This window comes from Pseudomonas sp. F220, assembly GCF_057813935.1.
Genome location: NZ_JBVASJ010000003.1, coordinates 26,982 through 45,615 on the forward strand (window position 1 = coordinate 26,982; position 18,634 = coordinate 45,615).

16 protein-coding genes are annotated in these 18,634 nt (G+C 58.9%); 12 read left to right on the plus strand and 4 right to left on the minus strand.

Translation table 11 applies throughout. The features are described from left to right. Positions 1–6 precede the first annotated feature (6 nt). Positions 7–426 (plus strand): DUF3010 family protein, encoded by a 420-nt coding sequence (locus tag ACZYSM_RS03665; protein WP_489068962.1) that lies wholly within the window; start codon positions 7–9, stop codon positions 424–426. Between the two features lie 5 nt (positions 427–431). On the opposite strand, the gene ACZYSM_RS03670 is transcribed toward ACZYSM_RS03665, so the two are convergent. Continuing rightward, positions 432–1,403 (minus strand): GlxA family transcriptional regulator, encoded by a 972-nt coding sequence (locus ACZYSM_RS03670; RefSeq protein ID WP_489068964.1) that lies wholly within the window; start codon positions 1,401–1,403, stop codon positions 432–434. Between the two features lie 194 nt (positions 1,404–1,597). Here ACZYSM_RS03670 and choX point away from each other — a divergent pair, with 194 nt between their 5' ends. The 6 genes from choX (at position 1,598) to ACZYSM_RS03700 (ending at position 7,226) form a co-directional block, all read left to right on the plus strand. Next, positions 1,598–2,542: a choline ABC transporter substrate-binding protein gene (choX, locus tag ACZYSM_RS03675; protein ID WP_489068966.1), complete on the plus strand. Its 945-nt coding sequence runs from the start codon at positions 1,598–1,600 to the stop codon at positions 2,540–2,542. A gap of 72 nt (positions 2,543–2,614) precedes the next feature. After that, positions 2,615–3,502, plus strand: coding sequence for a 3-dehydrocarnitine:acetyl-CoA trimethylamine transferase CdhC (cdhC, locus tag ACZYSM_RS03680; protein WP_489068968.1), 888 nt, complete (start codon positions 2,615–2,617; stop codon positions 3,500–3,502). Positions 3,503–3,643: 141 nt separating this feature from the next. Then, a complete protein-coding gene (locus tag ACZYSM_RS03685) occupies positions 3,644–4,609 on the plus strand; it encodes an L-carnitine dehydrogenase (RefSeq protein ID WP_489068970.1) in 966 nt (321 codons plus the stop codon). 277 nt (positions 4,610–4,886) lie between these two features. Beyond that, on the plus strand, positions 4,887–5,363 hold the full coding sequence (locus tag ACZYSM_RS03690) for a thioesterase family protein (protein WP_489068971.1): 477 nt from the start codon (positions 4,887–4,889) through the stop codon (positions 5,361–5,363). 23 nt (positions 5,364–5,386) lie between these two features. Continuing rightward, positions 5,387–6,550, plus strand: coding sequence for a gamma-butyrobetaine dioxygenase (locus ACZYSM_RS03695; protein WP_489068973.1), 1,164 nt, complete (start codon positions 5,387–5,389; stop codon positions 6,548–6,550). A 412-nt stretch (positions 6,551–6,962) separates the two neighbouring features. Beyond that, positions 6,963–7,226 (plus strand): hypothetical protein, encoded by a 264-nt coding sequence (locus tag ACZYSM_RS03700; protein ID WP_489068975.1) that lies wholly within the window; start codon positions 6,963–6,965, stop codon positions 7,224–7,226. A gap of 116 nt (positions 7,227–7,342) precedes the next feature. Here the strand turns inward: ACZYSM_RS03700 and gbdR are convergent, their stop codons facing one another. Next, the gene (gbdR, locus tag ACZYSM_RS03705) at positions 7,343–8,446 is read right to left on the minus strand and encodes a choline metabolism transcriptional regulator GbdR (protein WP_489068977.1); all 1,104 of its coding nucleotides are present in this window, start codon (positions 8,444–8,446) and stop codon (positions 7,343–7,345) included. Positions 8,447–9,003: 557 nt separating this feature from the next. After that, positions 9,004–10,380, minus strand: a complete 1,377-nt coding sequence (locus tag ACZYSM_RS03710) for an L-serine ammonia-lyase (RefSeq protein ID WP_489068979.1) — start codon at positions 10,378–10,380, stop codon at positions 9,004–9,006. 447 nt (positions 10,381–10,827) lie between these two features. Between ACZYSM_RS03710 and ACZYSM_RS03715 the strand changes: the two genes are divergently transcribed. The 3 genes from ACZYSM_RS03715 (at position 10,828) to choV (ending at position 13,862) form a co-directional block, all read left to right on the plus strand. Beyond that, the gene (locus ACZYSM_RS03715; RefSeq protein ID WP_489068981.1) at positions 10,828–11,775 is read left to right on the plus strand and encodes a choline ABC transporter substrate-binding protein; all 948 of its coding nucleotides are present in this window, start codon (positions 10,828–10,830) and stop codon (positions 11,773–11,775) included. Between the two features lie 63 nt (positions 11,776–11,838). Further along, the gene (choW, locus tag ACZYSM_RS03720; RefSeq protein WP_489069524.1) at positions 11,839–12,687 is read left to right on the plus strand and encodes a choline ABC transporter permease subunit; all 849 of its coding nucleotides are present in this window, start codon (positions 11,839–11,841) and stop codon (positions 12,685–12,687) included. Beyond that, the gene (choV, locus tag ACZYSM_RS03725; RefSeq protein ID WP_489068983.1) at positions 12,684–13,862 is read left to right on the plus strand and encodes a choline ABC transporter ATP-binding protein; all 1,179 of its coding nucleotides are present in this window, start codon (positions 12,684–12,686) and stop codon (positions 13,860–13,862) included. Before choW ends, choV begins: the two co-directional genes overlap by 4 nt. Before the next feature lie 149 nt (positions 13,863–14,011). Here the strand turns inward: choV and ACZYSM_RS03730 are convergent, their stop codons facing one another. Continuing rightward, positions 14,012–15,967: a BCCT family transporter gene (locus ACZYSM_RS03730; RefSeq protein WP_489069526.1), complete on the minus strand. Its 1,956-nt coding sequence runs from the start codon at positions 15,965–15,967 to the stop codon at positions 14,012–14,014. A 468-nt stretch (positions 15,968–16,435) separates the two neighbouring features. Here ACZYSM_RS03730 and betI point away from each other — a divergent pair, with 468 nt between their 5' ends. Beyond that, on the plus strand, positions 16,436–17,029 hold the full coding sequence (gene betI / locus ACZYSM_RS03735) for a transcriptional regulator BetI (RefSeq protein WP_489068985.1): 594 nt from the start codon (positions 16,436–16,438) through the stop codon (positions 17,027–17,029). 106 nt (positions 17,030–17,135) lie between these two features. Then, positions 17,136–18,608: a betaine-aldehyde dehydrogenase gene (gene betB, locus ACZYSM_RS03740; RefSeq protein WP_489068987.1), complete on the plus strand. Its 1,473-nt coding sequence runs from the start codon at positions 17,136–17,138 to the stop codon at positions 18,606–18,608. The last annotated feature ends 26 nt before the right edge of the window (positions 18,609–18,634 follow it).

Consider the following 18,634-nt stretch of genomic DNA (forward strand, 5'->3'; position numbering starts at 1 on the left):
ATTCAAATGAAAATCTGCGGCATCGAAATCAAAGGCAGTGAAGCGATTATCGCCGTTGCTTCCCTGGACAATCAGGCGCTGAACCACCTCGCCCTGACCACCAAAAAAATCGCCCTCGAAGACGACGATGAAGCCGCCAACGTCAAAGCCTTCGCCACGCAGGTCGCCACGTTTGTCCGCGATAACGGCATCGAACGGATCGCCATCAAAAAGCGCAGCAAAAAAGGCGAATTCGCCGGTGGCCCGACCACCTTCAAGATTGAAGGCGTATTCCAGCTACTGGAAAACTGCGAAGTCACCCTGCTCTCGCCGCAAACCATCAACGCGCAGAACAAGAAGTTTGACTTTGCACTGCCGGCAACGCTGAACAAGTATCAGCATGAGGCGTTCAAGGCGGCGTGCTCGGCGTTGATGAAAGCCAAATAAGCGACTTACTTCGGTTCCGAAGCTATCTCCTGCACCTCACTCACCCGCCGCCGATCCTCCCGCGGACACCGCGCAAACCTCGCCCGATAGCTGCGGGTGAAATACGACGGCGACTCAAACCCGCACGCAATGCTCACCTCCAGCACGCTCATGTCGGTCTGACGCAGCAATTGCCGGGCCTTTTCCAGGCGCAAGCCTAGATAGAAGTTGCTCGGGGTGTCGTTGAGGTGCAAGCGGAACAGTCGCTCCAGCTGACGGCGGGTCACCTTGATCGATTCGGCCAATTCCAGAGTGCTCAGGGGCGGTTCACTGTGTTGCTCCATTTCGCCGATCACATGCACCAGCTTCTTATTGCTGATCCCGTAACGGGTGGCGATTTGCATGCGTTGGTGGTCTTTGCGTGGGCGGATGCGACCGAGCACGAATTGTTCGGACACCTGGATCGCCAGTTCCGGGCCGTGGGCCTGGCCGATCAGGTCGAGCATCAGGTCGATGGACGCCGTGCCGCCGGCCGAAGTGATGCGACGGCGGTCGATTTCAAAAAGCTCCTGGGTCACGCTGAGCTGTGGATAAGACTCCTTGAAGGCGTCGATGGCTTCCCAGTGCAGGGTCAGGCGATGGCCGTCGAGTAAACCGGCTTCGGCCAAGATGAAGCTACCCGTGTCGATGGCACCAAGGGTCACGCCATCGTGGTCGAGACGGCGCAGCCAGTGCTCCAGCGCGGGAGTCGCAAACTTCAGCGGTTCAAAACCGGCGACCACCAATAAGGTCGCGCCCTTCTTCAACGGCTCCAGCGCCGCATCGGCGTTGACCGACATGCCATTGCTCGCCAGTACCGCGCCGCCGTCAGCGCTCAGCACATGCCAGCGATACAGCTCGCCACGAAAGCGGTTGGCTACGCGCAGCGGCTCGATGGCCGAGATGAAGCCGATAGCCGAAAAACCCGGCATGAGCAAAAAGTAGAAATCCTGGGACATGGAACGCACTCGGATGACGGGTAGCGTGGGAACCGTGATACGCCAGTTCAAGGCACCATTCAAGACGACAGGTCGCTGCTGTGCAAGAGCTAGTCGCCGCTGTGCGTTTTCTGCCACCTTGAGCTGCGTAACGTGACATCACCGGCGCACATAGACACCGGAACCCACAATAACGACCTGCCGAGGAACCCACCATGAAACGACTGATCAGCAGCTGTGTTCTTGCACTCAGCGGTACCGCTTTCTTGAGCTCCAGCGTCATGGCGGCCGAACCCGCCGCCTGCCAAAACGTGCGCATGGGCGTAGTGAACTGGACCGACGTGATCGCGACGAGTGCCATGACTCAAGTCCTGCTCGATGGCCTCGGCTACAAGACCAAACAAACCAGCGCCTCCCAACAAATCATCTTCGCCGGTATCCGCGACCAGCGCCTGGACATGTTCCTGGGCTACTGGAACCCGCTGATGACCCAGACCATCACTCCGTTCGTCGATGGCAATCAAGTCAAAGTCCTGGCCGCGCCAAGTCTCAAAGATGCACGGGCGACCCTGGCGGTACCCACTTACCTCGCCGACAAAGGCCTGAAAACCTTCGCCGACATCGCCAGGTTTGAAAAAGAACTGGGTGGCAAGATCTACGGCATCGAACCGGGCTCGGGCGCCAATACCCAAATCAAAGAGATGATCGCCAAGAACCAGTTCGGCCTGGGTAAGTTCCAGTTGGTCGAATCCAGTGAAGCCGGAATGCTTTCGGCGGTGACCCGTGCGGTGAAACGCAACGAAGCCATCGTGTTCTTCGGCTGGGCGCCGCACCCAATGAACGTCAACCAGAAGATGACCTACCTCACCGGCAGCGAAAACGCCCTCGGTCCGGATGAAGGCATGGCCACGGTCTGGACCGTCACTGCACCGAACTACGCGGATCAATGCCCGAACGTCAGCCGCTTGCTGAGCAACCTGACCTTCACCGCTGCCGATGAGAGCCGGATGATGCAGCCACTGCTCGATCATAAAGACGCGTTCGAGTCAGCCAAACAATGGCTCAAGGATCACCCACAAGACAAGCAACGCTGGCTGGAAGGTGTGACCACCTTCGACGGCAAACCCGCCGCCGCCAACCTACAGCTGACCAGTAAATAACCCGACCAAAATCAATCTGCGCAGCGCCAAACGGCTGCGCAGTGACTCACAACGCCTGAAGGAAACCGCCTCATGAACCACGACGTCATCATCACCTGCGCACTCACCGGTGCTGGCGACACGACCGGCAGAAGCCCACACGTGCCAGTCACCCCCAAACAAATCGCCGCCGCCGCAGTGGAAGCGGCCAAAGCCGGGGCCACCGTGGTGCACTGCCACGTTCGCGATCCTGAAACCGGCAAGTTCAGCCGTGATGTGGCGCTGTACCGCGAGCTCATGGAGCGCATTCGCGAGGCGGACGTCGACGTCATCGTCAACCTCACCGCCGGCATGGGCGGCGACCTGGAAATCGGCGCCGGTGAAAACCCGATGGAATTCGGCCCGAATACCGATCTGGTTGGCCCGCTGACCCGTCTGGCACACGTTGAAGAGCTGCTGCCGGAAATCTGCACCCTGGACTGCGGCACCCTGAATTTCGGCGACGGCGACACGATTTATGTCTCCACTCCGGCGCAGCTGCGCGCTGGCGCCAAACGCATTCAAGAGCTGGGCGTGAAGGCTGAGCTGGAAATTTTCGACACCGGTCACCTGTGGTTCGCCAAACAGATGATCAAGGAAGGCTTGCTGGACGATCCGCTGTTCCAACTGTGCCTGGGCATCCCGTGGGGCGCTCCGGCGGACACCACCACCATGAAAGCCATGGTCGACAACCTGCCGGCCAATGCGGTCTGGGCCGGGTTCGGCATCGGTCGTATGCAAATGCCGATGGCTGCCCAAGCGGTATTGCTCGGCGGCAACGTGCGGGTCGGTCTGGAAGACAACTTGTGGCTGGACAAAGGCGTGCTAGCGACCAACGGCCAATTGGTTGAGCGCGCTTCGGAAATCCTCAGTCGTCTCGGCGCCCGTGTTCTGACCCCAGCCGAAGGCCGGACGAAGATGGGCCTGACCAAACGCGGTTAACCCGGACTTAAACCTCACCTGTGGGAGCGGGCTTGCTCGCGAAGAGGCCGGTACATCCGCCACATGTTCTGTGACCGGAATACCGCCTTCGCGGGCAAGCCCGCTCCCACACTGGATCACCGAACTCTTCAGGAAGTCACCATGAGCTTTATCACCGAAATCAAAACCTTCGCCGCGCTGGGCAGCGGTGTCATCGGCAGCGGTTGGGTGTCCCGCGCCCTCGCCCATGGCCTGGACGTAGTGGCTTGGGACCCGGCGCCGGGCGCTGAAGCTGCCTTGCGCAAACGTGTCGCCAACGCCTGGGGCGCTCTGGAGAAACAGGGGCTTGCACCCGGTGCCTCGCAAGATCGCCTGCGCTTTGTCGCGACCATCGAAGAGTGCGTAAAAGACGCCGACTTCATTCAGGAAAGCGCCCCGGAGCGTCTGGAGCTGAAACTTGAGCTGCACAGCAAAATCAGCGCCGCGGCCAAGCCCAATGCGCTGATCGGCTCCAGCACTTCAGGTCTGCTGCCAAGCGAGTTCTACGAGGGCTCGACCCACCCGGAACGCTGCGTGGTCGGCCACCCGTTCAACCCGGTTTACCTGCTGCCGTTGGTGGAAGTGGTCGGCGGCAAAAACACTGCGCCAGAAGCCGTGCAAGCGGCAATAAAAGTCTACGAATCCCTCGGCATGCGCCCGCTGCATGTGCGCAAGGAAGTGCCCGGTTTTATCGCCGACCGTTTGCTCGAAGCGTTGTGGCGTGAGGCGCTGCACCTGGTCAACGATGGCGTGGCGACCACCGGTGAGATTGACGATGCGATTCGTTTTGGCGCTGGTCTGCGCTGGTCGTTCATGGGCACGTTTTTGACTTACACCCTGGCCGGTGGCGACGCCGGTATGCGGCACTTCATGGCCCAGTTCGGCCCGGCGCTGCAATTGCCCTGGACCTACCTGCCAGCACCGGAGCTGACCGATAAGCTGATCGACGACGTGGTCGACGGCACCACCGATCAACTCGGCAAACACAGCATTTCGGCTCTGGAACGCTATCGTGATGACTGCCTGCTGGCAGTGCTTGAAGCGGTGAAAACCACCAAGGCCAAGCATGGGATGGCGTTTAGCGAGTGATGGTTGTTGGAGGAGTCCTCAGAATTTTTTGTCAGCCTCTGTGCCCACCCCTCACCCTAGCCCTCTCCCCAGAGGGGAGAGGGGACTGATCTTCGGAGTTCTCTGGCGTTACTGCGACCTGAAAAACCGAGTCGAACATAAGTCCCGAAAACAACACAAAACGGCTCCCTTTCCCCCTCTCCCCTCTGGGGAGAGGGCTGGGGTGAGGGGTGGTTCTTGAATCCGACCAAAATCTCACTGCCCAGCATCAACCCAAACACCCGCCGGAACCCACACCATGCCAACCCTAACCACCTACAACACCCAAATCATCCCCGACTGGGTCGACTACAACGGTCATCTGCGCGATGCCTTTTATCTATTGATTTTCAGCTACGCTACCGACGCGTTGATGGATCAACTGGGCATGGACAGTAACAACCGCGAAGCCAGCGGCAATTCGCTGTTCACCCTCGAGTTGCACCTCAATTACCTGCACGAAGTGAAACTCGGTGCAGAGGTTGAAGTGCACACCCAGATCATCGGCCACGACCGCAAACGCCTGCACCTCTATCACAGCCTGCACCTGGTCGGCGAAGAACGAGAACTGGCGGGCAATGAACAAATGCTGCTTCACGTCGACCTTGCAGGCCCACGCTCCGCACCGTTCAGCGAGCCGGTGCTGAACAAACTGCTAGCCATCACTGCGCAGCAAGTCGACTTGCCAAAACCCGCCTACATTGGCCGAATAATCGGTCTGCCACCGGAAAAATAACCAATAAAAAACAAGGAGCTCGCATGAACACCGCTGCCGCTTTTGCCGACTTCCGCAGTTATCCGCTGATCAGCGCCTTGTCCGCCGTGCAAGCCTTGGCGGACCGTGTTCAGGTGCAATGGGCCGATGGCCGACTGAGCCCGTTTCATCATCAATGGTTGCGCGACAACTGCCCATGCCCCGTCTGCGTCTATAGCGTGACTCGCGAACAAGTATTCGAAATCGTCGACGTCGCCGACGACCTGGCGCCCTCCTCGTCCCGTATCGATGCCGACGGCTGCCTGAGCATTGATTGGCAGGACGGCCATCGCAGCCGCTTTGATCCCGGCTGGTTACGGGCCCATGCTTATGACGACGAATCCCGAGCAGAACGTCGCGCCGGCAAACCGAAAAGCCAGTTGTGGCACAGCGACCTGAAACTGCCGGTGTTCGAGTATCAAGCCGTGATGGACGACCCCAAGGCGCTGCTGCAATGGCTGTTGGCGCTGCGCGATATCGGCCTCACCCAAGTGCGCGGCGTGCCCACCGAACCGGGTTCGCTGGCGCAGATCGCCAAGCGCATTTCCTTCATCCGCGAGAGCAACTTCGGCGTGCTGTTCAACGTGCAATCCAAGGCCGATGCCGACAGCAACGCCTACACCGCCTTCAACTTGCCGCTGCACAGCGACCTGCCAACCCGCGAGCTGCAACCGGGGCTGCAATTCCTGCATTGCCTGGTCAATGAAGCGGAAGGTGGCGAGAGTATCTTTGTCGATGGTTTCGCCATTGCCGAAGCCTTGCGTCAGGAGGATCCAGAAGCCTTTCGCAGCCTGTGCGACATCCCCGTTGAGTTTCGAAACAAGGACCGTCACAGCGACTATCGCTGCCTGGCGCCGATCATCGCTCTCGATGCCCTTGGTCAGATCACGGAAATCCGTATGGCCAACTTCCTGCGCGGGCCGTTCGATGCGTCAGCGGACCAGATGCCGAAGCTGTATCACGCTTATCGGCGCTTTATCGCCATGACCCGTGAAACACGTTTCCGCGTGATGACCCGGCTCAACCCCGGCGAGATGTGGTGCTTCGACAACCGCCGCACCCTCCACGCCCGCAACGCCTTCGACCCCACCACCGGCGCCCGGCATTTCCAGGGCTGTTACATCGACCGTGATGAATTGTTGTCGCGGATATTGGTGTTGCAACGCTAGACCGCGTCATCGTTCATCGCGAGCAGGCTCGCTCCCACACTGGATCGTAGTCGTACACAAAATAAGTGTTCGCTGAAGATCTAATGTGGGAGCGAGCCTGCTCGCGATTGCGTCCTGCCAAGCAACGCACATCGTCCTGATGACATCCCAATCCCCAAACAAAAAAAGCCCCGATCAAGCCGTGACAAGATCGGGGCAGAAGTTGCTTTCAGAGGAGCTTTGCGCGGAGGGTGACCAAACCGTTCGACACGTCAGCTGAGGCTCAGTGTGCCCAGTCAGCTCCCCGGCGAGTTAGTCGAAAACGACCTGTTCATAGGTATTGCGGCCATTGCGACAATTCGCCCTTGCCGACGCCCCCAAGTGCCTACCAGAATCGAGCCACGACCACGCTCCCTGAATAAGGATAAGAGTCATGATGCACGCAGATTTGATTGACCAGGACGACCTGCTGGGCCAATTGAGGGCCCTGGGATTCGAAGTATCCAGCGGCTCGAGCGCCGAGCAAGCTTGCGAGTGTGCTGTGCGTGGCTTGAGCGATGCGCGGGCCAAGGCACTCAAAGGGATGGTTGAGCAGATGTACACCGGCAGCGCGACGATTCTGCCAGCCGTGCGCCAGGCTATCGACAAGCAATTGTTGCCTGCTCTCTCGCAATACAAGCAGAGCCGTAGCGCCTGATAGATCGCATCGCGAGCAGGCTCGCTCCCACATTAGATCGTCGACAGGCACACAAAAGTGGCCTGCACTCGGTCAACTGTGGGAGCGAGCCTGCTCGCGATTGAACGCGATGCGGTTTAGAGCCTTACACTGGCAAACGTCGACTCATTCCTTGCCTGGCTCAACGCCGACAGGGGTCCGGACAGCGGGGCCAGTACCAGCGCCTGCGGAATCGGCATCATCGCCACCTGTTGCGCGGTGTTGGACCCGACGCGCTCATCGCGTGGCGGAATACCGAAGTATTCGCGGTAGCACTTGGAGAAGTGTGGCGTTGAGACGAAGCCACAGACCGAAGCCACTTCGATGATCGACATCGGCGTTTGCTTGAGCAACTGCCGGGCGCGGATCAAGCGCAGTTTCAGGTAGTAGCGCGACGGCGAACAATGCAGGTATTTCTGGAACAGACGCTCCAGCTGACGCCGCGATACGGTGACGTACACCGCCAGTTCGTCGAGGTCGATCGGCTCTTCCAGGTTGGCTTCCATCAGCGCGACGATTTCCTGCAACTTCGGCTGGTTGGTGCCGAGCATGTGTTTGAGCGGCACACGCTGGTGATCCTGTTCGTTACGAATGCGCTCGTAGACGAACATCTCGGAGATCGCGGCCGACAATTCGCGCCCGTGATCACGGCTGATCAGGTGCAGCATCATGTCCAGTGGCGCGGTGCCGCCGGAGCTGGTGAAACGGTTGCGGTCGAGGGTGAACAATCGTGTGCTCATGGCAACACGCGGGAAAGCTTCCTGCATCGACGCCAGGCACTCCCAGTGCACGCTGCAATCAAAGCCGTCCAGCAGACCGGCGCAGGCCAGGGCCCAGCTGCCGGTGCAGACCGCACCGAGGCGACGGGACTGACGCGCCTGACTCTGCAGCCAAGACACATGTTCGCGGGTTACGGTGCGTTGAATACCGACACCGCCGCAGACGATGATGGTGTCCATTACGGGCGCTTTGTGCATCGAGGCGTCGGGGGTGATCTGCAGACCATCGCTGGCCCAGACCTGGCCACCGTCGGCGGTGAGGGTAGTCCAGCGATACAGCTCGCGACCGGACAATTGGTTGGCCATGCGCAGGGGTTCTACTGCGGAGGCCAGAGAAATAAGCGTGAAATTGTCCAGCAGCAAAAAGCCGATGGATTGAGGCGCACGGTTCTGGGGTTGGGCCCCAGAGTTGAACGACGTCATCGCGGTATCTCCTCACACAAAGCGGGTGATGGCCTCAGGCGGAGGCTCTTGTTATTGCCATCGTTCTCGTGCCGAGACGGGCTTTGTTATGACAGAGCAATTGCCATGCCTAAAGTTGAATGGCCATTCAACAACTCCTGAAAACGACGTCGCGATGTGTCTATATAGCCCCCGCGTGGAGTGAGGATTAACGACAGATGAGAGGAGTGCAGGTGCCCTGGCCTGATGGCTTTGAGCAAATCGGTAGCACTTGTGGGAACGGCGCTGAGAAGCGCCGGCAAAGAGTGTCACCGCAAGCACGGGTGACCGACGGTCGGGGCCGAATGAGCGCCCTGACCTGAGGGTGTTTCTCTTATCTGTAAGCGACGCGCCAAAAGGTGGCGTCAAATCGAATCAGTGTTCACTTACCGCGCAGTTTTGCCAGGTCTGACCTCTTCGCGAGCAGGCTCGCTCCCACACTTAATCGCAGACATAGACCCATTTGTGTCAACACAGCAGATCTAATGTGGGAGCGAGCTTGCTCCGGGCGGCGTTCCGACGATGAGGCCAACTCGGTCTCAACACTCCACCGCACTCACTGCCAACCCACCGCGCGACGTCTCTTTGTATTTGTCGTGCATGTCGGCGCCAGTGTCACGCATGGTGCGGATCACCCGGTCCAGGGAGATGAAGTGTTGACCATCCCCACGCAAAGCCATCTGCGCCGCATTAATGGCTTTCACTGCGGCAATCGCGTTGCGCTCGATACACGGCACTTGCACCAGGCCGCCGACCGGGTCGCAGGTCAGGCCCAGGTTATGCTCCAGACCAATCTCCGCCGCGTTGCACAGTTGCTCCGGCGTCGCACCGAGAATTTCCGCCAGCCCGGCCGCAGCCATGGCGCACGCCGAACCGACCTCGCCCTGGCAACCGACTTCAGCACCGGAAATCGATGCGTTCTTTTTACACAGAATCCCGACCGCCGCCGCACTCAGGAAATAGTCGACGACATTGGCATCGGTCACCACTTCGCTGAATTTCATAAAGTAGTGCAGCACCGCCGGGATAATCCCTGCCGCGCCGTTGGTCGGTGCCGTGACCATGCGTCCGCCGGCTGCGTTTTCTTCGTTGACCGCCAAGGCGAACAGGTTGACCCATTCCATGGCGCTCAGGGTCGAGCCAATCACATTCGGTTTACCAAGCTCTTGCAGACTGCGATGCAGCTTGGCCGCACGGCGCCGCACATTAAGACCGCCGGGCAGGATGCCTTCGTGCTTGAGCCCTTGCTCGACGCAGTCCTGCATGGCGCGCCAGAGTTTCATCAGACCACTGCGAATCTCTTCTTCCGAGCGCCAGACCTTCTCGTTCGCCATCATCAGTTCGGCGACGCGCAGGTTGTGTTTCTTGCAAAGGCTGAGCAGTTCGACCGCGCTGGAGAAATCGTAAGGCAGCACGGTGCGATCAAGGTCCGCCACACCGCTGCTGGCTTGCGCCTCGTCGACGACAAAACCGCCGCCAATCGAGTAATAGGTGTCGCGATGCAGCTCGCCGGCCTCGCCTTCGGCGACCAGGGTCATCGCGTTGGGGTGGAACGGCAGGTTCTCATCGATCAGGCGCATGTCCCGTGCCCAGACGAAGGGGATCGGTAAGCGACTATCGAGCAGCAAGGTATTGGTTTCGCGCAAGGTGTCGATACGCACGCCGATTTGCGACGGGTCGATAGCGTCCGGCCATTCACCCATCAGCCCCATGATCACTGCGTTATCACTGCCGTGGCCAATACCGGTGGCGGACAGCGAGCCGTACAACTGCACTTCGACCCGCCGCACCTGATCAAGCAGACCTTGCTCGCGAAGCGTCTGGACGAATAGCGCCGCTGCGCGCATCGGTCCAACGGTATGAGAGCTAGAGGGCCCGATACCAATCTTAAACAGGTCAAACACACTGATAGCCATTACCGCGAACCTCCTGATAAGCACACTCCAGGCGCCAAAGCGCCCGGTGACGGAGCTGCTACGCTCAAACCGCAATCCGCCGAGATGGCCGCATCATCAGGCTTTTGCAGTCAGGCACGACGTCTCACACCGACTCACTCATGCCCACCAACGTCGCATTCGGCCAACGGCAAGTTCTGGCCGTTTTTTGCGGTGCAGATGGACAAAAAGTGCGGTTGCAGGGCTGAAAAAATCTGTAAGCGACGTCACCGACACTGGATGCGACCCTCCCTGTACTGGATACGACGCACCCTGTAGGCGTTTGATTTTCACTGTTACATGATCAGTGTCGACTCGATTGCAAGGCGCCGTGGTAGAGCAGTTCCCAAAACGCCATCCAACCGCAACACATAAGCGCGGTTGTCCAGTCGGAACACCGCCAAAAAAAACACCCAGGAGTCCACCCCCATGAAAGGTTCCCAGTCGTTGTTGTTGGCCGCCATGCTAAGTCTGCCTGTTCTGGCTCAAGCCGCAGAACCGGCACAATGCAGCACCGTAAACTTCTCTGATGTCGGCTGGACCGACATTACCGCCACCACCGCCACCACCAGCGTCGTCCTCGACGCGTTGGGCTACAAAACCAAGACCACCATGATTTCCGTGCCGGTGACCTACAAATCCCTGGCCGACGGCAAGAACATGGACGTATTCCTCGGCAACTGGATGCCGACCATGGAAAACGACATCAAGGCCTACCGCGATGCCGGTACCGTGGACACCGTGCGTACGAACCTCAAAGGCGCCAAGTACACCCTGGCGGTTCCACAAGCTTTGTACGACAAGGGTCTGAAAGATTTCAAAGACATTGCCAAGTTCAAAAAAGAGCTGGACGGCAAGATCTACGGCATCGAACCGGGTAACGATGGCAACCGCCTGATCCAGAGTATGATCGACAAGAACGCCTTCGGCCTGAAGGACGCCGGCTTCAAAGTGGTCGAGTCCAGCGAAGCCGGCATGCTCTCGCAAGTCGACCGCGCCCAGAAGCGCAGTACCGCCGTGGTGTTCCTGGGCTGGGCACCGCACCCGATGAACAAGCGCTTCAAGATTGAGTACCTCACCGGTGGCGACGATTACTTCGGTCCGGATTTTGGCGCAGCCACTGTCCTGACCAACACCCGCAAGGGCTATACCCAGGAATGCAGCAACGTGGGTCAGTTGCTGAAAAATCTGGAGTTCACCGTGGACATGGAAAGCTCTCTGATGGGCAACATCCTGGACGACAAAATGAAGCCTGACGCAGCCGCCAAGGCTTGGCTGAAAAAGAATCCACAGGTGCTCGATACCTGGCTCGCTGGCGTGACCACCATTGACGGTAAACCAGGCCTGGAGGCCGTTAAAGCCAAACTCGCGCAGTAATCGTTGATGCCGGGCGAGTTCGCTCGCCCGGGCTGTTTTTTCCTTGCATGCGGGACGTTCACTATCATGCTGACTGATCACAAAATCCCCCTAGGCCAGTACATCGCTGCCTTCGTTGAATGGTTGACGCAAAACGGCGCCAGCACTTTCGATGCGATCGCCGTGACACTGGAAACGATGATCCACGGCGTGACGTTTGCGCTGACCTGGTTCAATCCGCTGGCATTGATCGGCCTGATCGCGCTACTGGCTCATTTCATTCAACGCAAATGGGGCCTGACGGCCTTTGTCATACTGTCCTTCCTGTTGATCCTGAACCTGGGGTACTGGCAGGAAACCATGGAAACGCTGGCCCAGGTGTTGTTCGCCACACTGGTCTGCGTGGTCATTGGCGTGCCACTGGGCATCGTCGCGGCGCACAAGCCGATGTTCTATACTTTAATGCGTCCGGTTCTCGATCTGATGCAGACCGTACCGACGTTCGTTTACCTCATTCCTACCTTGACCCTGTTCGGTCTGGGTGTGGTCCCGGGTCTGATTTCCACGGTGGTGTTCGCGATTGCCGCGCCCATCCGTCTGACCTACCTGGGCATCCGCGATGTACCGCAAGAGTTGATGGACGCTGGCAAGGCCTTTGGCTGCTCGCGCCGTCAGTTGCTCTCGCGCATTGAACTGCCCCACGCCATGCCGAGCATCGCAGCCGGCATCACCCAGTGCATCATGCTCTCACTGTCGATGGTGGTGATTGCGGCACTGGTAGGTGCTGATGGCTTGGGTAAACCCGTGGTCAACGCACTGAACACTGCTGATATCGCTCTGGGCTTCGAAGCTGGCCTGGCGATCGTATTGCTGGCGATCATGCTCGACCGTATTTGCAAACAACCCGACGCTAAAGTAGGGGGTGACGCATGAGCATAATTCGCTTCGACAAGGTAGATGTTGTCTTCTCCAAAGACCCGCGTGAGGCCCTCAAACTGCTGGACCAGGGTCTGACGCGTGACCAGATTCTGAAACAGACCGGGCAGATCGTCGGCGTTGAAAAGGCCAGCCTGGATATTGAGAAAGGCGAAATCTGCGTGCTGATGGGGCTGTCCGGCTCCGGCAAGTCCAGCCTGTTGCGGTGCATCAACGGCTTGAACACCGTCAGCCGCGGGCAGTTGTTCGTCGAGCATGAAGGCAAGCAAATCGACATCGCCTCCTGCACCCCGGCGGAACTCAAGATGATGCGCACCAAGCGCATCGCCATGGTGTTCCAGAAGTTCGCCCTGATGCCTTGGCTGACCGTGCGCGAGAACATCAGCTTCGGCCTCGAGATGCAGGGTCGTCCGGAAAAAGAACGGAACAAACTGGTCGACGAAAAAATCGAACTGGTGGGCCTGACTCAATGGCGCAACAAGAAACCCGATGAACTCTCCGGCGGCATGCAACAACGTGTGGGCCTGGCCCGCGCCCTGGCGATGGACGCCGACATCCTGCTGATGGATGAACCCTTCTCGGCCCTCGATCCACTGATCCGCCAAGGCCTGCAAGACGAACTGCTGGAGCTGCAACGCAAGCTGCACAAGACCATCGTATTCGTGAGCCACGACCTTGATGAAGCCCTGAAGCTGGGCAGCCGTATCGCGATCATGAAAGACGGTCGGATCGTCCAGTACAGCAAGCCAGAAGAGATCGTGCTGAACCCGGCCGATGACTATGTCCGCACGTTCGTTGCCCATACCAATCCGCTCAATGTCCTGTGCGGTCGCAGCCTGATGCGCACACTGGACAACTGCAAACGCATCAACGGTTCTGTATGCCTCGACCCAGGCGGTGACTCCTGGCTCGACCTGGCCGAAGGCAACACCATCAAGGGCGCACGCCAGAACGGCGCCAGCCTTGATCTGCAGAACTGGATACCTGGCCAGGCGGTGGAAGGACTGGGACGTCGACCCACCCTGGTGGACTTCAACATCGGCATGCGCGACGCGCTGCAGATCCGTTACCAGACCGGCAACAAGCTGGTGCTACATGACAACCACAAGGTGGTCGGCATACTCGGCGACAGCGAGCTCTACCATGCGTTGCTAGGGAAGAATCTGGGGTAAGGCAGCAGACACAAAAACGCCGCGAGGATCGCGGCGTTTTTGTTTGTATCCGTCATTGATGATTGCGTTGCTTCAAAAGATCGCAGCGTTTCAGACGATCTTTCAAGGAGCGACGCGATGTCACTGATACACCGCGCGCCACTCAAGTCTTAGCTATACACCCGGCCCAGGAGCTGCCGATGGCTTTCAAACTGATCGAGCACGTCACGGGTGATTTGCTCTGGCGTGAATCCCATCAAGTCATATTCTTGACTGCCGTTATGCAGGTAAACCTCGGCGCGGTAGTAACGGCTGCGCACTTGCTCGGTACCCGAGCCTTCAGGCTGGACCGATTCGCTCGGTGCGGCCAGATAACCGTCCAGGCTCACTTCGTAGACAAACGGGTTACCCTCTTCCATCTCGAGTCGCAGCCCGATGCAGCGCTTGGCTTTGCCCAGCAGGGTTTGCACGCTCAAGCCCTGGCTGCGCAATTGGACAGCCGCCTCTTCCAGTGCCGGACTAACGTGCTTGTCCATGTAGCGCTGAACAATGGCCTGAGTCGGCTGCAGATCCAGCTGACCCAAACGCTCACTGAAACCACGACGGCCACGGGCCGCCAACTCGGCTTGTTCCTGCTCGGCCGCCATGTCCTGGCGCATGGCCTTGTGCAAGCCAAACATGAACAGCACCAGCACCACCGAGAACGGCAGCCCCGCCAGCACCACCATGGTTTGCATCGCTTCGAAGTTACCCGCGAACAACAGACCGATGGTCACCAGTGTGATCACCACCGACCAGAAGATCCGCAACCAGTGCGGCGCATCTTCGTCGACATCGCCGCCCTTGCAGGACAGGTTAGCCATCATCACCGCGCCGGAGTCCGCCGGAGTCAGGAACAGCACGAAACCGACAAAAATAGACACGCCGATCACAATCTTCGACGCCGGGTAATGCTCAAGCAGTTGATAGATCGCCATGGACGGTTGCTCCAGGGCTGTTCGCCCAAGCTCCACCGCACCATGGTTCATCACCAGATCCATCGCCGAGTTACCGAAAATCGACAGCCAGGCCAGGGTGAAGCCCAGTGGAATCAGCAGCACGCCGGCCACCAGTTCACGCACGGTACGACCACGGGAAATACGCGCGATGAACATGCCCACGAAGGGTGCCCAGGAAATCCACCAGGCCCAGTAGAACAGAGTCCACAGGCCCAACCAGCGATCGGACTTCTCACTGTCGCCTTCGTACACGTAGAGGTCGAAGGTCTTCAGCACCACGCCGTTCAGGTAGTCGCCGACGTTCTGCACAAAGCCGTTGAGCAAGTGCAGGGTCGGGCCGAACAGCAGTACAAAAATCAGCAAACTGCTAAACAGCACGATGTTCAGGTTTGACAGACGACGGATGCCGTTTTCCACACCGGACACCGCAGCGATGGTCGCCACGGTGCTCATCACGATGATCACGATCAGCAGGTTAGTGTTGCTGTGGGCCATACCAAACAGGTTTTCCAGCCCCGACGACACCTGCATCGAGCCTATCCCAAGGTTGGTCACCAGGCCCAGCAGGGTCACGAACATGCCGAAACCGTCCACCGCGTGGCCGGCCGCGCCTTTGACCCAGCGCTCGCCTACCAGCGGGTACAGCGCCGAACGCAGCGCCAGCGGCTGGTTATGACGGTAAGCAAAGTACGCCACAGCCAGACCGACCAGCGCATAGATCGCCCAGCCATGCAGGCCCCAGTGCAGGAAGGTCAGCTGCATCGCCTGACGCGCAGCGAGGTTGCTGCCCGGCACGCCTTCCGGCGGGTTGAAGTAGTGATCCAGCGGCTCGGACGCGCCGAAGTACAGCAGCGAGATACCGATGCCGGACGAGAACAGCATGCCGGCCCAGGCGCCATAGCTGAAGTCCGGAGTGTCGTCCTTGCTGCCCAGTTTGAGCTTGCCGTAGGACGAAAACGCCAGGCCGACCACAAACACCAGGTAGGCGGCGATTACCACCATGTAGTACCAACCGAAGCTGCGCGACAGCCAGGCCTGGGCTACCCCGAGCACTCTCCCGGCTTCTTGCGGCGCGGCGATGAGAATGGCAGTCAGCAGAAGGATCATTACGGTGGAGGTGTAGAACACCCAACCGTTGACCGTCACCTTCTCGGGTGGGGTCTTTATAAGAGAAGCAGAACTCATTGCACAGATGCTCCAGGCAGTGCGAGAGAAAGACACAAGGCAGCGCGTTACCCGACCAATCGGTTAATTGGCAGCCGACCAGCGGGTGATATAAAGACACCCCGAAAAAAGCCCGAAACCACATGGGTTGCGTTGAAAACCAGCGAAGGCCTTGTACGTAAGATTGCTTGGCCACAGGGCCTCAAGCGCTCAACACGTCCGTCTTCGCCGATTCACACCCAGCACCGAGTGAGTTTCGAGCTTTTTCAGATATCGTTTTCCGCCATCTACACGTAGGAAAACCCGTAGACAGCGACGATTTGTCGCAGAGCTTATTCTTTGTTGATTGAACGTTCAATCAAAACAAAATAGACTGGCCTTCACGCCGGTAGCCATTTGACGACTACTGGCAGGCCTAAGGAGATGTGCAAGATGCCCAAGGTCGGTATGCAACCCATACGCCGCCAGCAGTTGATCGAAGCCACTTTACTGGCGGTCGATCAGGTCGGAATGGGGGACGCCAGCATTGCGCTGATCGCCCGTTTGGCCGGTGTCTCGAATGGCATCATCAGTCACTATTTTCAGGACAAGAATGGCCTGATCGCCGCCACGATGCGGTATCTGATGACCGTCCTCAGCGAGAACGTCACCGCGCGCCGCCAGACGCTGGAAGATAACGGCCCACGGGCCCATCTCCAGGTGATTATCGAAGGCAACTTCGACGCCAGCCAGGTCAATGGCCCGGCAATGAAAACCTGGTTGGCCTTCTGGGCCACCAGCATGCACCACCCGTCTTTGCACAGGTTGCAGCGGATCAACGATCACCGTCTGTATTCCAACCTGTGCTGCCAGTTCCGCCGAGTGTTGCCGCTGTCTGAAGCACGCAGCGCCGCCCGCGGTCTGGCAGCCCTGATCGACGGTTTGTGGTTGCGCGGCGCGCTGTCGGGAGACGCTTTCGACACCGAGCAGGCACAACAGATCGCTTACGAATACATGGATTTACAACTGGCTAAGCAGGAGCGCTAGAGCACACAGAACCGCTCAGCCCCTGAACTGCCGCTGATCAACGTTGCCAAAGCTTTATGGCGCGCCCAGTGGTTAATGCCAATCACAATGCACTTGCGAGGACACTATGGCCCGTTTTGAACTGCAAAAGCTCTACATTGACGGCGGCTACTCTGACGCCAGCGGCGACGCCACTTTCGACGCCATCAACCCGGCTACCGGTGAAGTTCTCGCACACGTGCAACGTGCGACTTTCGATGACGTCGAGCGCGCCGTTGTTGCCGCCGAAAAGGGCCAGAAAATCTGGGCCGCGATGACGGCCATGCAGCGTTCGCGCATCTTGCGTCGTGCTGTGGACATCCTGCGCGAGCGCAACGATGAGCTGGCTTATCTGGAAACCCTGGACACCGGCAAGTCCTACTCCGAAACCCGTTACGTCGACATCGTTACCGGCGCTGACGTGCTCGAGTACTACGCAGGTCTGGTCCCGGCCATCGAAGGCGAGCAGATTCCGCTGCGCACCACCTCTTTTGTCTACACCCGTCGCGAGCCTTTGGGCGTTGTAGCCGGTATCGGCGCGTGGAACTACCCAATCCAGATCGCTCTGTGGAAATCCGCTCCAGCCCTGGCGGCCGGTAACGCGATGATCTTCAAGCCAAGCGAAGTCACTTCCCTGACTACCCTGAAATTGGCTGAGATCTACACCGAAGCCGGCCTGCCGGATGGCGTGTTCAACGTTCTGACCGGCAGCGGCCGTGAAGTCGGCACCTGGCTGACCGAGCACCCGCGCATCGAAAAAATCTCCTTCACCGGCGGTACCGACACCGGCAAGAAGGTTATGGCCAGCGCTTCGAGCTCCTCGCTCAAAGACGTCACCATGGAGTTGGGCGGCAAATCCCCGCTGATCATCTTCGACGACGCTGACCTGGATCGCGCTGCCGACACCGCGATGATGGCCAACTTCTACAGCTCCGGTCAGGTCTGCACCAACGGCACTCGCGTGTTCGTTCCGAGCCACCTGAAAGCTGCTTTCGAAGCCAAGATCGTTGAGCGCGTTGCCCGCATCCGCATCGGCAACCCGGAAGACGAAAACACCAACTTCGGCCCGCTGGTCAGCTTTGCCCATATGGAAAGCGTGCTCGGCTACATCGCCAAAGGTAAAGCAGAAGGCGCCCGCGTGCTGTGCGGCGGCGAACGTCTGACCGAAGAGCGCTTCGCCCAAGGCGCATTCGTGGCACCCACCGTGTTCACCGACTGCACCGACGACATGACCATCGTTCGTGAAGAAATCTTTGGCCCGGTGATGAGCATCCTCACCTACGAAACCGAAGAAGAAGTCATCCGTCGCGCCAACGACACCGACTTCGGCCTAGCTGCCGGTGTGGTTACCAAAGACCTGAACCGCGCTCACCGCGTGATTCATCAACTGGAAGCCGGTATCTGCTGGATCAACGCCTGGGGCGAGTCGGCGGCAGAAATGCCGGTTGGCGGCTACAAGCAATCGGGCGTGGGTCGTGAAAACGGCATCAGTTCGCTGAACAACTTCACACGCATCAAATCGGTACAGGTCGAACTGGGCGATTACGCCTCGGTGTTCTAAGACTCGAGTCTTTCACCGCTCGCGAG

Excerpts from the sequence above, each read along its gene's own strand:
- ACZYSM_RS03665 (WP_489068962.1), top strand. The coding sequence starts at position 7 with ATGAAAATCTGCGGCATCGAAATCAAAGGCAGTGAAGCGATTATCGCC.
- ACZYSM_RS03670 (WP_489068964.1), bottom strand. The coding sequence starts at position 1,403 with ATGTCCCAGGATTTCTACTTTTTGCTCATGCCGGGTTTTTCGGCTATC.
- choX (WP_489068966.1), top strand. The coding sequence starts at position 1,598 with ATGAAACGACTGATCAGCAGCTGTGTTCTTGCACTCAGCGGTACCGCT.
- cdhC (WP_489068968.1), top strand. The coding sequence starts at position 2,615 with ATGAACCACGACGTCATCATCACCTGCGCACTCACCGGTGCTGGCGAC.
- ACZYSM_RS03685 (WP_489068970.1), top strand. The coding sequence starts at position 3,644 with ATGAGCTTTATCACCGAAATCAAAACCTTCGCCGCGCTGGGCAGCGGT.
- ACZYSM_RS03690 (WP_489068971.1), top strand. The coding sequence starts at position 4,887 with ATGCCAACCCTAACCACCTACAACACCCAAATCATCCCCGACTGGGTC.
- ACZYSM_RS03695 (WP_489068973.1), top strand. The coding sequence starts at position 5,387 with ATGAACACCGCTGCCGCTTTTGCCGACTTCCGCAGTTATCCGCTGATC.
- ACZYSM_RS03700 (WP_489068975.1), top strand. The coding sequence starts at position 6,963 with ATGATGCACGCAGATTTGATTGACCAGGACGACCTGCTGGGCCAATTG.
- gbdR (WP_489068977.1), bottom strand. The coding sequence starts at position 8,446 with ATGACGTCGTTCAACTCTGGGGCCCAACCCCAGAACCGTGCGCCTCAA.
- ACZYSM_RS03710 (WP_489068979.1), bottom strand. The coding sequence starts at position 10,380 with ATGGCTATCAGTGTGTTTGACCTGTTTAAGATTGGTATCGGGCCCTCT.
- ACZYSM_RS03715 (WP_489068981.1), top strand. The coding sequence starts at position 10,828 with ATGAAAGGTTCCCAGTCGTTGTTGTTGGCCGCCATGCTAAGTCTGCCT.
- choV (WP_489068983.1), top strand. The coding sequence starts at position 12,684 with ATGAGCATAATTCGCTTCGACAAGGTAGATGTTGTCTTCTCCAAAGAC.
- betI (WP_489068985.1), top strand. The coding sequence starts at position 16,436 with ATGCCCAAGGTCGGTATGCAACCCATACGCCGCCAGCAGTTGATCGAA.
- betB (WP_489068987.1), top strand. The coding sequence starts at position 17,136 with ATGGCCCGTTTTGAACTGCAAAAGCTCTACATTGACGGCGGCTACTCT.